We start from the raw sequence: 12,347 nt of genomic DNA on the forward strand, positions 1-12,347 counted from the left end.
TCTCGGCGCGGTTCACGCCCTTGAACAGGACGCGCTCGCCGTTGACCAACAACTGCTCGTCGCGGATCTCGATCTCGCGGAACCCGGTGGTCTCGGAAGTGATGTGCGCCGTGCCGCCGGGCGCGGTCAGGGTGAGCACGACGGTGTGCAGGTTCGGCGTCTCGTCGGTCCACTTGGCGGGGTCGTGCACGGGCAGCTCGAACCGGGCGGTGCCCCCCCTGTCGGTGATCTCGACGTCCCGGGCGGCGGACGCGATCTCCTCGCCGCGGGCGTCTCGCAGGCTGAGCGCCAGGCGGTGTGCGCCGGTCGTGCCACCGGGCTTGCGCCCCACCTCGACGTCGGCGGACAGCACGGCGTCGGTGTAGGCGGCGTCCAGGTCGGTGCGCAGGGTGACGTCGCGGACGTGCGTGGCGGGCGCGGAGACCAGGTGGACCGAGCGGAAGATGCCCGAGTACCGCCACTGGTCCACGTCCTCCAGGTAGGAGCCGGCGCTCCAGCGGTGCACCTGCACGGCCACGCGGTTGCGGCCCGGCCGCAGCGCGTCGGTCACGTCGAACTCGGCCGGGGTGTAACCGCCCTGGTCGTAGCCGACGTAGGTGCCGTTGACCCACACGAAGTAGGCCGAGGTGACGCCCTCGAAGCGCAGCACGGTGGTGCGGTCGGCCCAGTCACGGGGGACGTCGAAGTCCTTGGCGTACGCACCGGTCGGGTTGACGTCGCGCGGCACCCGCGGCGGGTCGTCGGGCTGGATCTCGGTGGCGATGTTGCGGAAGATCGGGTGGTCGAGCCCGTCGGTCTGCCACGTGTGCGGCACGGTGACCCGCCGCCAGCCGGACGTGTCGTAGCCGTCGGCGTGGAAACCGGCCGGGACCTCCTCGGGCCGCTTGGCAATCGCGATCCGCCACTCGCCGTCCAGGGAACGCGTGTACGGCGTGCGCTCGTCACCCCGGACGGCCGAGGCCACGTCGGCGTGCGGGGGCAGGAACACGTGGGGCGGTTCCTGGTGCTCGGCGACCATGGCGGGGTTCTCCAAGTAGGTCGCGTACAGGTCGCCGGGGGGAGCCGCGGAAGCGGTGCCGGGGCTGACGCCGACGACAGCACCACCCAGAACCGACAACACCACTGCGAGAACGCGCGAGCGCGCCATGCCGAACCTCCCTCTCTTCTCCCGGCGCCGAGTGGCACCTCCACACGCACCGGATGTGGCCGCTGCGGTGCCCGGTCCCGCTCTGCGCGGGCAGGACCGGACACCGGTGTTCTGACGGAGTCGCGCTACCTCATGTTGGCCACGACGAAGGGCGCGTGGCCGTGCAGGTAGTTGCTCCAGCCCCCGGTGACGGGTGCGCCCGCCCTGAGCAGGTTGGTGGAGTCACTGCCGGTGTGGAGCTTCCAGGCGGTCCAGGAGACGCCGTTGGCGCGCATCCAGTCGATCCATGCCTGTGCCTCGGGCAGGCAGGTCCGGCCGTCGGTGCCACCGTCGGCGTGGCTGGCGCCCCACTCGGTGACGAACAGCGCGAGGCCGGCGCGGATCGCGGTGTTGCCCCTGTCGCGCAGCCAGGAGCCGTGACTGCACGAGTAGAAGTGCAGCGTGTACATGAGGTTGGTGCCCGACACCGGGCTGGCCGCGGCCTGGTCGACGCCCTGGGACCAGTTCGGCGTGCCGAGCACGATGATGTTGTCCGGGTCGGCGGCGCGGATCGCGGAGACCACGGCCTGGTGGTAGGGCTTGACGACGCCGGTCCAGCTGACCTGGAGGGGTTCGTTCCAGGGTTCCCAGATGACGTTGGGCAGGTGGCCGTAGCGGCGGGCCAGGTCGCTGAAGAACGCGACCGCCTGCGACCGCGAGTTCTGCGCCTCGTGGGCGTGGTAGTCCACGATCACGTAGACCCCGGCGGCGACGGCGTTGTTGATGATCGTCTCGACCTGACCGCGTGCCCTGCTCGGGTCGCTGAGGTAGGCCCCGGAGGGTTCGACGCCCATGGCGGCGCGGATGACCTGGAGGTTCCAGTTGTCCCGCATCCACCGCAGCGCCGAGAGGTTCTGGGAGTAGCCGGGGTTCTCCCAGTTGAGCCAGAAGCTGCTCACGCCGCGCAGCTGGACCCGCGCGCCGGTGCGGTCGCACATCGTGGTGCCGCAGACGCGCAGTTGCCCGTGGCGGGCGACGGGGGTGGTGCCCGCGGGTGGGGTCGTGGTGGTCGTGGTCGGGTTCGTCCCGGTGGTGGTCCAGCGCTGGTTGGACGCGCCGGTGCAGGTCCAGAGCACGATCAGGGTGCCGTTGGCGGTCCCGGCGCCGGTGGCGTCGAGGCACAACCCGGACTGCACGCCGCGGATCGTGCCGTCGGTGTTGACGTCCCACTGCTGGCCGGCGCTGCCGTTGCAGTCCCAGATGGTGACCGCGGTACCCGGGGTGGTGCCGCTGCCGGCGGCGTTGAGGCACTTGGCGCCGTACACCTGCAACTGGCGGGAGGAGGTGGTGTTGAAGGTCTGGTTCGCGCCGCCGGTGCAGTCACGCAGGGCGACCTGGGTGCCGTTGGTCTGGGAGGACCCCGGTACCTCGACGCAGCGGCCGGAGCCGACGCCCCTGATCGTGGTGGTGGCGGCCGAGGCCGTGCTGATGACGGTCAGGAAGGTGCCCACGAGCACCGGAACGGCCACGAGGACCGCCAGCAGTGGGCGGATGGGCTTGCGGCGCCGGCTCGCGTCGGTGAGGGCCGGTCGTGCTGGTTCCACTTCTTCTCCCTCGAGGATGAGCAGTCCGGGCCGGCAGGGCTTGGCCCGGTGTCGGTGTGTGAAGGCGGGACGCCGACCCGGCTCAGCGCCGGGACGACCGGTGTGAGAGCGACATGGGCACGCCCGTGTGTCGCAGGGCGCGCATGCGATCTCCTTGATCCACGCGGGGTGACGACAAGACGGCGGCGCACATAGTTAATCACACGATGAAACGAAGTCAATGGTGTGTTGTAGACACCGGATGCCGTCCGGTCGCGTCCGGCTCCTGGCGTTGCCGACCGCAGGCCGGTGCCAGTCCGAACGGTATCGTCGCGTCGTGACGAAGCCCGCCCGCGCTCGTGCCACGCCAACGTGGCCGGACCTGCCCGAAGCAGCCCGTGACGTGCTGCTGGAGGTGCTGATCCACGGGGCCATGCCCCGGGCCGAGATCGCCCCGCGGGTGCGCTTGTCGAGGGCGACCCTCACCCGTGCGGCCAGGGTGCTCGTCGGTCATGGGCTGCTTGTCGAGGGCGGCACCGAGCTGCGTTCCTCCACCGGTCGACCCTCGGAGATCCTGCACGTCCGCGGCGAGGCGCACCGTTTCCTGGGCGTGAAGCTCACCGCCGACCGCCTCTACGCCGTCGTCGCCGACCTGACCGCCACCGTGACCGAGGCGGTCGAGCAGCCGTTGCGCTCCACCGACCCCGCCGAGGTCGTCTCCCTGGTTACCGAGCTCGCGACCGACCGGCCGTGGTTGACCGGGATCGGTGTCACTCTCGGCGGTGTCGTCCGCGACGGCGTCGTCACCAACGCCGGGTTCCTGGGCTGGGAGGGCGTGCCGCTGGCGGAGGCGGTCATTCGAGCGACCGGGCTGCCCGTCGCGGTCGACAACGACGTCCAGGCGTTGACCTCGGCCGAGCACTGGTTCGGCGCGGGTGCGGGTGTGGAGTCGATGGTGGTGATCACCGTCGGCGCGGGCGTCGGCACCGGGTTGGTCATCGACGGCAAACTCGTCCAGGGCGCACACCGCCTGCCTCCTCGTTTCGCCCACCTCCTGGTCGATCCCCGGGGACCGCAGTGCGGCTACGGGCACCGGGGCTGTGCCTCCAGCTACCTGATGAGCCACGTCATCACCCGCCGGATCGACGGCTGCGCCACCCTCGAGGAGGCGGTCGAGAGAGCGCGGGCCGATGACCCCGATGCCCAGAAGGTCTTCGCCGAGGCCGGCTATGCGCTTGGTGTCCTCATCGGGCACGCGGCGAACTTCGTCGACCCGGCCAAGATCCTGCTCACGGGGGACGGTCTGCCCATCTACGAACTCGCTACCAGGCAGGTCCACGACGGCATCGAGGACACCTACGAGGACGATTCCGCTCTGATCGACCTGACCGTGCAACCGTTCGACTTCGGTGAATGGGCACGCGCCGCCGCTGTGCTCGCCATCAAGGCCGCGATCACCGGTGCCGTCTGATCCCACCGCCGGGGGAGCGGCCCGGTGCGGTGGACTACCGGACTCCGGCCGGGGTGGGCCGTCGCTGCTCGACCCCGGCCGGACGCCCGGTCCTGCGTGGACCGTCGATCAGATGGGCCTGACGTCTACCCAGAAGCGCGTGTCGTTGCTCAGGTTGGCCGAGTTGCTGTTGAGCTGGTCCCTGATCCAGTAGACGGCGGTCTTGTAGCCGTTGATGTCGCTGGTGTTGGGGTTGTTGATGCCGGTCTGGCCGTTGCGGTGGCCGCCGAACCAGGTGTTCATGCCGTAGGCGTTCTGGCTCTGGTGCAGGCAGGAGATGTCGGCGGAGAGGTTGCTGTTGAGCGCGGCGCCGTTGTTCCACTGGGCGGTGGTCTGCCCGCGGAAGCGGTCGCACTTGCTGCGCAGCATGTACCAGTTCTGCTTGAAGATGCCGAAGTTCGCGGCGTCGTCGCGCTTGTTGTCGCCGTAGGGGTAGTTGGTGTCCATGCGCTCGGTCTCCAGCATGGCCACCGCCAGGTCGAGCGAGTTCGCCCCGGCGTTGCGGACCTGCTGCTTGCGGCTGCCCAGGCCGCTGATGCTGTACGAGCCGCACCGCATGCCCGAAGGGCAGGCGGCCATGACGACGTCGTCGGGTGTCGAGCAGTAGTCGTCGTTCCCCCACCCGTCGCCGCCCGCATGGTGGTCGGCGCAGTAGGAGGGGGCGTCGAGGACGCTGTTCGCACCGGCCGGGACGGCGAACAGCGTCGCCCCGGCGAACGCCAGCATCGAGGCGACCATGATCGCGGACAGTCTCCGCATGTGCTCTCACTCCTTCGTGAGTCCACTGGTCAGACACGGGGCGGTGTCAGCAGGATGGGATCATTAACCGCTTAAGTCAAGTCCTCTATTCGAGGTACTTCGCTCCAGCTTTAGCTAGCTGTACCGCTTAAGTAGGCATCCTGAAACGTTCGAAGCCGGCAGTGCACGGACAACCGCGCGCGGTGTTCTGATCGCGATGAAATCAACTCTTGACCCAGGGGGGTGCCAGGCTCCATCCTGGGCTCGGACCGGCCCGGTCGAGGGGGTTGGAAGCGCCCCGGCGCTCGAGCGCGCCACCCGCGACGGGCGGTGTCCGTGCTGGGCGTGCCGCCACCCCGGAACGCGCTGCATCTCGGTGGCCGACTGCGCCTCCGGTTCGGCCTGACGACCTCATCCCTCGATGTTCGACTTCCGGCGCGGCGCTTTGGGAGCGCTCCCGGAGGTGTGGACGAAGGAGCAGTGGTGCTCATGACCTCAGTGAGAGTGCGAGCGTTCGCCGCCGTGGCAGCGATCAGCGCGTTGACCGGGGGCCTGGTGGTCGCCGGTGTGGCCTCTGCGGCCCCGGGCTGCAAGGTCGACTACGTGGTGCAGAACAAGTGGCAGGGCGGGTTCACCGGGAACGTCACGATCACCAACCTCGGTGACCCCGTCGACGGTTGGGCGTTGCGGTGGTCCTTCCCCGGCTCGGAGCGCTTCGGCCAAGGCTGGAATGCCACGTTCAGCGCCTCCGGGGCGAGCGTGACCGCGTCCAACGTGGACTGGAACCGCTCGATCCCGACCGGTGGCACGGCGTCGTTCGGGTTCAACGGCACCATGACCGGTGACGCGGTGGGCGTGCCTGCGACGTTCACGTTGAACGGGACGACCTGCACGGGCGGCACCGTCCCCACGACCACGTCCTCCACTTCGACATCCACCACCACGACGACCGGAGGCGGCACGCCCCAGTGTTCGACCAGTCCGGTGAACCCGAACGCGTCCGTGCAGGCGCGCAAGCTGTTGTGCTACGTCCAGTCGCAGTACGGCAACCACATCCTCTCCGGTCAGCAGGAGTCGACGTGGATCGGTGGTCCGGACCACGAGATCAACCACATCCGGAACAACACCGGGAAGTACCCGGCGATCCGGGCGTTGGACTTCGGTGACTCGAAGGACCTGGCTCCGCGTGCCATCGCGTGGTGGAACGCGGGCGGCATCCCGATGATCGGCTACCACATGGGCGCGCCGACCAAGCCGGACACGTACGAGGGCACCCAGATGCAGGTGTCGATCAACGCCGTGCTCACGCCGGGCACGGCCGAGTACCAGTCGTTCATGCAGCGGTTGGACCAGGCCGCCGCGATGTTGCAGCAGTTGGAGAACGCGAACGCGGCGGTGATCTGGCGGCCGTTCCACGAGGCGGGCGGCACGTGGTTCTGGTGGTCGAAGGAGGGCGGCGGCCAGTACAACCGGCTGTGGAACTTCATGTTCAACTACTTCACCCGCACCAAGGGCCTCGACAACCTCGTCTGGTTGCACGGGTACAACGGTCAGCCGCAGGCGTCGTTCTACCCCGGCAAGTCGGTGGTCGACATCGGCGGCGCGGACACCTACGCGGGCAACGGCAACTACGACCCGCTCAACGCGATGTACAACTCCGTGCGCAACATCGTCGGCTCCACGCTGCCGATCGCGCTCCACGAGAACGGGCCGATCCCGGACCCGGACCGGCTCCAGTCCACCGGCACCCGCTGGGTGCTGTTCGGCACCTGGCACGGCAACCACTTGACGGTCAGCAACTCTATCGCCCACCTCCAGAAGGTCTACAACCACAGCTATGTCGTCACCCGGGACGAACTGCCCAACCTCCGGTAGGAAGAACCGAAGCGGACGGGACGCGCAGTTCTGGGCGGTCACACCAGTGTGCGAATCACGGTTGGGGACCGCCGGCGGAGTTCGGCGGTCGCCCAACGTTTCGGCGTCGAGTCATCTGGCCGGTCTGGCTGTCGCCGGTCCAGACGGTCGTGATGAGCGGATCGCTTCGTCGGCTCAGTCACCGGGGCGTGTCGACCGTGGCGGTCTCGACGGTCCAGGCGCGGGCCTGATCGGTGAGGGTGATGCCGAGTCCGGGCCGGTCGGACAGGTGCATGCGGCCGTCGCGGGTTTCCAGGCGTTCGTTGAACAGGGGGTGGAGCCAGTCGAAGTGCTCGACCCAGGGTTCGCGGGGGTAGGCGGCGGCGAGGTGGACGTGGATCTCCATGGCGAAGTGGGGGGCGAGCTGGAGGTGGTGGTGGTCGGCGAGGGTGGCGAGGGTGAGGAACTGGGTGATGCCGCCGACGCGGGGCGCGTCGGGTTGCAGGACGTCCACGGCGCCGGCGCGGATCAGCTCGTAGTGCTCGGCGACGCTGGTGAGCATCTCGCCGGAGGCGACCGCCGTGGTCAGCGACCGCGCCAGCTCCGCGTGCCCCTCGACGTCGTAGGCGTCCAGCGGCTCCTCGATCCAGACCAGGTCGAACTCCTCCAGCGCGCGGCAGACCCGCATGGCGGTGGGCCGGTCCCACTGCTGGTTGGCGTCGACCATCAGCGGCACGCCGTCGCCGAGGTGCTCGCGGACGGCCGCGACGCGGCGCAGGTCCTCTGCCCGGTCCGGCAGGCCCACCTTGATCTTGATGCCGCCGACGCCGGACTCCAGCGTGCGGGTGGCGTTGTCCTTGATCCGCGGGACCGACTCGTGCAGGAAGCCGCCGGAGGTGTCGTAGCAGCGCACGGAGTCGCGGTGCGCGCCGAGCAGCTTGGCCAGCGGCAGGTTCGCGCGCTTGGCCTTGAGGTCCCACAGCGCGACGTCGAACGCGGCCAGCGCCTGGGTGGCGGCGCCGCTGCGGCCGACCGAGGCGCCCGCCCACACCAGCTTGGTCCACAACCGGCCGATGTCATTGGGGTCCTCGCCGATCAGGTCGGGCGCGACCTCGCGGGCGTGGGCGAACTGCGCGGGCCCGCCGGCTCGCTTGGAGTAGGAGAAGCCGACGCCCTCCAGCCCGGCCTCGGTGCGGATCTCGGCGAACAGCAGCGCGACCTCGGTCATGGGCCGCTGCCTGCCGGTGAACACCTTGGCGTCGCTGATCGGCGCTGGCAGCGGCAGGGTCACCGACGACAACGTCACCGAGCTGATCCGGTCCAGCACCGAGGTGGGTGTGGTGGTCGACATGAGGCTCCTGGGTGGGTCGCGGCTGGTTTGGTGATTTTGAGGTCGGGAACCGAGCTCAGGCGTGGGATGCGCCGAGATGCGGTCAGAGTCGGATGGTGCCGGTAATCGTGTCCTTGATGGCGAGTGCGGCCGCGGCGCGTGCCCATTCGTCGAAGTCGAACGGTTGGACGTCGAGATCGATCAGGGTCGGGTCGTCTTCGTAGGTGTTCTCGATTCCATCGTGGACTTGCTCGGAGGCGATCTCGTAGAGGGGGAGGCCGTCGCCGGTGAGCAGGATCTTGTCGGGGTCGAGGAAGTTGGCCGTGTGGCCGATGAGGACGCCGAGTGCATAGCCCGCTTCGGCGAAGATCCGGTTGGCGTCGGGATCGCCGGCTCGCGCGCGTTCGACTGCGTCGTCGTAGGTGGCGCAGTTCCGGAGTTGACGGAGTATGACGTGGCTCATCAGGTAGCTGGAGGCACAGCCGCGGTGGCCGTAACCGCACTGCGGTCCTCTGGGGTCGACGAGGAGGTGGGCGAATCTGCGGGGCAGGCCGTGTGCGCCTCGGACGAGTTTGCCGTCGATGATCAGCCCGGTGCCGACTCCAGCCCCGATGGTGATCACCACCATCGAGTCCACGCCCGCGCCTCCGCCGAACCAGTGCTCGGCGGAGGTCAATGCCTGAACATCGTTGTCGACGGTGACGGGCAGCCCGGTCGCTCGAGTGACCGGTGCCGCGAGAGGCACGTTCTTCCAGGCCGGGAACCCCGCGTCGACGACCACGCCGTCACGAACGACACCACCGAGCGTGACGCCGATCGCAGTCATCCCCGGCAGACCGGCCGCGACCTCGGCGACCTGGGTGGTGACCTGCTTGGGGTGGGTGGAGCGCAGTGGTAGCTCCATGACGTCGGTGACGACGGCGGTCAGGTCGGTGACGGCGGCGTAGAGGTGGTCGGCGGTGAGCTTCACACCCAGGAACCGGTGCGCCTCACCGCGGACGTGCAGCATTTCCGAGGGGCGTCCGGTGGGGGAGCGCAGTTCGGTGCCACCCTCGACCAGCAGTCCTTCATCTACCAGCGTTCTGGCGGCGCGGGTGAGGGTGGGCCGGGACAGGCGTAGGCGGGGTGCGATCTCAGCCCGAGGCATGGGCCCGTGGATCAGTACCTCCAGCAGCACGTCACGTGCGACTTCGGTCAAGTCCGGCCACCTCGGTGTGGCAAGAGTGCGGGTTGGTGGCGTCACGGTGCGACCGTATCTCCAGTAGTCATCCCGGTTGGTGCCTGATGACGTGCGGGCTTCCGTGGTGGCTCGTGCAACGCATGACCTGTCGATTTAGACCCGGGCGTCGTCGGCTTCGACGACCTGGCACTCGTGCAGTGGTCCCGTCCAGCGATGTGACGGCCACCAGGTTCCCGACCGAGCCGACTGCGGGACGGGAGCTGGAGCACGACCGGATCGAGTTGCCGACCACGCTGATGGTGCGGGGCAGTACGGTGTCGCCGCCGGGTGGCCACTCCTGACGGGACGTCCGACGGCGGGAACCGCGATTCCGGATCTCGGCGCCGCGTGTCCGTTGACGGGCGCCGACGCCGTCGCGCGGAGCGCCGGCGCTGAGGGCGCGGCCGCGGATCAGCGGTGCCGGGCACGGGCTCGACGATGAAGGCGCACGAGATCCTCCTTTGGCGTCGCGGTCGTCACCCTGGCTCGACCATGGTCGAGCCAGGGTGACGACCGCGTTGGCGATTCAGGAATGGAGCGACGACCCTCGCCTTCGACGTCGAGATCGCGATGCCGCCTGCGCCGGATGACGCTGGTCCATGTCAGGCGGGAGACCCAGTGGTGACGAGTGTGTGGTCTAGCGGAAGTTGGGCAGTTCGTCGCGGGTGATGACGTAGCTGCTGGCGTAGACCTTCTGGAGGTGGGCGATCGAGTTGTGCTGGGTCAGGAAGTGGGAGTTCCAGGTCATGAACCACAGCCACCGGGTGTTGGTCGACTGCAGGCGGTCGGGGTCGGGGATCGGGCCGTTCTCGTGCAGCGCCACCGGGACCTGTGAGCCGACGGCGTTGCGCGCGGCGTTGTACATCGCGTTCTGGGGGTCGTAGTTGCCGCTGCCGGCATAGGTGTCGGCGCCGCCGATGTCGACGTAGGCCCTGCCGGGGTAGAAGGCGCCGTTGGGGCTGCCGTTGGTGCCGAACATCCAGATCAGGTTGTTCAGGCCCTTGGTCCGGGTCAGGTGGTCGTACATGTAGCGCCAGAGCCGGACGTACTGGGCGCCGCCTTCCTTGCTCCACCAGAACCAGGTGCCGCCAGCCTCGTGGAAGGGCCGCCAGATCACCGCGGCACCGATGTCCTCCAGCCGCTGGAGGTTCGCGGCGGCGGCGTCCATGCGCTGGCGGAAGGAGTTGTTCTCGGCCGTGCCGGGGGTGAGCACGGCGTTGATGGACACGGCCATCTGGCTGCCCTCGTAGGTGTCGGGCTTCGTGGGTGCGCCCATGTGGTAGGCGACCTCGGGGATGCCGCCGGAGTTCCACCACGTGATGGCGCGACCGACGTAATCCGTCGTGGCCTGGTCCATGCCCCGCAGCGCCGGGAGCTTGCCGGTGTTGCGCTGGACGTGGTTCATCTCGTACTCGGGCCCACCGTTCCAGGTGGACTCCTCCTGACCGGCGAGGATGTGGTTGCCGTACTGCGAGTGCAGGTAGCACAGGACTTTGCGCACCGCGGTGTTGGAATTGGGATTGGCCGGGTTGACCGAGCAGACCGGGTCGGGGCCCGGCCCGGCGCCGGCGCGCCACTGCTGGTTGGTCTGGCCGTTGCAGTTCCAGGTGTTGACCAGGGTGCCGTTGGCCGTCGCGGCTCCGACGACGTCCAGGCAGAGCCCGGACTGCACCGCGGTCACCGAACCGTTGGCGTTGAGCCGGAACTTCTGGTTGGACTGCCCGGTGCACTCCCGGATCAACAGCCTCGCACCCGCGGTGATGGAGCCGTTCTCCACGTCCAGACAACGAGTGCCGCTGAAAGTGCGCAGGTCACCGGACGAAGTGAAGTCCCACGACTGGTTGGCCTGGCCGTTGCAGTCCCAGATCCCGACCGCAGAACCGGGAGTGCTGGTGTTGCCCACCACGTCCAAACACCTGTTGGACGCCACGCTGATCAGCGAAGCCGGTGCCGCGACCGCCGGCACGGCGCTCAACGCGGCCAGGCCGGGTGCCATGAGGGCGATCGCCAGCAGCGTTCGCCCGGTTCTTCCCTTGGGGCGCATCGGATCTCCTTTGATCCACGGTGACCGGCCACGGCCGGACACCGGTAGTCGACAGACGAAGGTGGAGGTGCCGCGCAGGCACGGCTGACGGCACCGCACACGCATCCGGTCACGACGAAAGCCCGACGCAGCCGACTCGCCACGCCGCTGCCTTCCGGGGTTCTCGACCGGCGAAGTCCTTGCGGGACGGCCGTAGGCGGGTGCGCCGGACCGATCCAGGGAGTGTTCCTCCGGAACGTAACGCAGCGAGCCGGTCCGGAACAAGAGGTTCTGCTCAACTTGAAACTAACTGTTCGGCGGCGGATGATCAGCCGGTGGTGGATCAGCGGGGTCAGGCTTTGGTCCAGCGCTGGGCGACGCCCCCGTTGCAGTCCCAGATGGCTACCGCGGCGCCGTTGGCGGTGCCGCCACCGACGACGTCGAGGCACTTGGTGTTGTAGACGCGTAGCTCCCCGGCTGACCTCGGTGTTGGTCAGGATCGCCCTGGTCGCGGCGCTCATCGTGCGCAGGTCGTTACCGGCCGGCAGTGGTGCGTTCACCAGGGCCCAGAGGCTGAAGTGGGCGCGGGACTCGGTGTCGGTCAGGCCGTGGCCGACCTCCGGCATGTCGGGGTCGTTCCAGGCTCCGGGGCGGGAGGCGTCGGCGTAGCGGGGCTGGGAGTCCAGGATCCCCATGACCGAGTTCCAGTTGCCCTCGATGTCACCGGTGGTGCGCCAGGAGTTGCCGGTCGCGGCGCCCCACTGGATGACGTTGTCGTCGCCCCAGTTGCAGATCGCGTAGAAGATCTGCCGGCTGGTGCGGGTCAGCGCGTCCCGCATGGCGGTGTGGCGGTCCTGGGCGGTGCGACCCAGGTGGTTGCGCCGGACTGGCCGATGCCGGCACGACCGGCACGGCGGTGGCGGCGAGCACCGCCGCCACCGCGGCGCGCAGCAATTTCTTCACG

Annotated in this window: 8 protein-coding genes and 2 pseudogenes; 2 read left to right on the plus strand and 8 right to left on the minus strand. The window is 69.0% G+C overall.

Annotation, left to right across the window (positions count from 1 at the left end; translation table 11 throughout):
- Positions 1–1,147 (minus strand): sugar-binding domain-containing protein (locus ABD223_RS41085; protein ID WP_344043336.1); only part of this gene is annotated, 1,147 nt, incomplete at its 3' end.
- Positions 1,148–1,272: 125 nt separating this feature from the next.
- Complete coding sequence (locus ABD223_RS41090) at positions 1,273–2,730, minus strand: cellulase family glycosylhydrolase (protein WP_344043338.1); 1,458 nt, start codon at positions 2,728–2,730, stop codon at positions 1,273–1,275.
- A 316-nt stretch (positions 2,731–3,046) separates the two neighbouring features.
- Here ABD223_RS41090 and ABD223_RS41095 point away from each other — a divergent pair, with 316 nt between their 5' ends.
- A complete protein-coding gene (locus tag ABD223_RS41095; protein WP_344043340.1) occupies positions 3,047–4,180 on the plus strand; it encodes an ROK family protein in 1,134 nt (377 codons plus the stop codon).
- Between the two features lie 108 nt (positions 4,181–4,288).
- Here the strand turns inward: ABD223_RS41095 and ABD223_RS41100 are convergent, their stop codons facing one another.
- Complete coding sequence (locus ABD223_RS41100; protein ID WP_344043342.1) at positions 4,289–4,978, minus strand: lysozyme family protein; 690 nt, start codon at positions 4,976–4,978, stop codon at positions 4,289–4,291.
- Positions 4,979–5,446: 468 nt separating this feature from the next.
- On the opposite strand from ABD223_RS41100, the gene ABD223_RS41105 reads away from it, so the two are divergent.
- Positions 5,447–6,832, plus strand: coding sequence for a glycosyl hydrolase (locus ABD223_RS41105; protein ID WP_344043344.1), 1,386 nt, complete (start codon positions 5,447–5,449; stop codon positions 6,830–6,832).
- 178 nt (positions 6,833–7,010) lie between these two features.
- On the opposite strand, the gene ABD223_RS41110 is transcribed toward ABD223_RS41105, so the two are convergent.
- The 5 genes and pseudogenes from ABD223_RS41110 to ABD223_RS43815 all read right to left on the minus strand — a co-directional run.
- A complete protein-coding gene (locus ABD223_RS41110; RefSeq protein WP_344043346.1) occupies positions 7,011–8,162 on the minus strand; it encodes an L-talarate/galactarate dehydratase in 1,152 nt (383 codons plus the stop codon).
- A gap of 82 nt (positions 8,163–8,244) precedes the next feature.
- Positions 8,245–9,339 (minus strand): ROK family protein, encoded by a 1,095-nt coding sequence (locus ABD223_RS41115; RefSeq protein WP_344043348.1) that lies wholly within the window; start codon positions 9,337–9,339, stop codon positions 8,245–8,247.
- Between the two features lie 658 nt (positions 9,340–9,997).
- Positions 9,998–11,404 (minus strand): glycosyl hydrolase, encoded by a 1,407-nt coding sequence (locus ABD223_RS41120; protein ID WP_344043350.1) that lies wholly within the window; start codon positions 11,402–11,404, stop codon positions 9,998–10,000.
- A gap of 331 nt (positions 11,405–11,735) precedes the next feature.
- A pseudogene (locus ABD223_RS43810) lies at positions 11,736–11,849 on the minus strand (RICIN domain-containing protein); the annotation flags it as partial.
- 73 nt (positions 11,850–11,922) lie between these two features.
- Positions 11,923–12,222 (minus strand): annotated as a pseudogene (locus ABD223_RS43815) (alpha-amylase family protein); the annotation flags it as partial.
- Positions 12,223–12,347 lie beyond the last annotated feature (125 nt).

Origin of the sequence: Saccharothrix xinjiangensis (genome assembly GCF_039527585.1) — a bacterium.
GTDB classification, from domain to species: Bacteria; Actinomycetota; Actinomycetes; order Mycobacteriales; family Pseudonocardiaceae; genus Actinosynnema; species Actinosynnema xinjiangensis.

Excerpts from the sequence above, each read along its gene's own strand:
- ABD223_RS41100 (WP_344043342.1), bottom strand. The coding sequence starts at position 4,978 with ATGCGGAGACTGTCCGCGATCATGGTCGCCTCGATGCTGGCGTTCGCC.
- ABD223_RS41105 (WP_344043344.1), top strand. The coding sequence starts at position 5,447 with ATGACCTCAGTGAGAGTGCGAGCGTTCGCCGCCGTGGCAGCGATCAGC.
- ABD223_RS41110 (WP_344043346.1), bottom strand. The coding sequence starts at position 8,162 with ATGTCGACCACCACACCCACCTCGGTGCTGGACCGGATCAGCTCGGTG.
- ABD223_RS41120 (WP_344043350.1), bottom strand. The coding sequence starts at position 11,404 with ATGCGCCCCAAGGGAAGAACCGGGCGAACGCTGCTGGCGATCGCCCTC.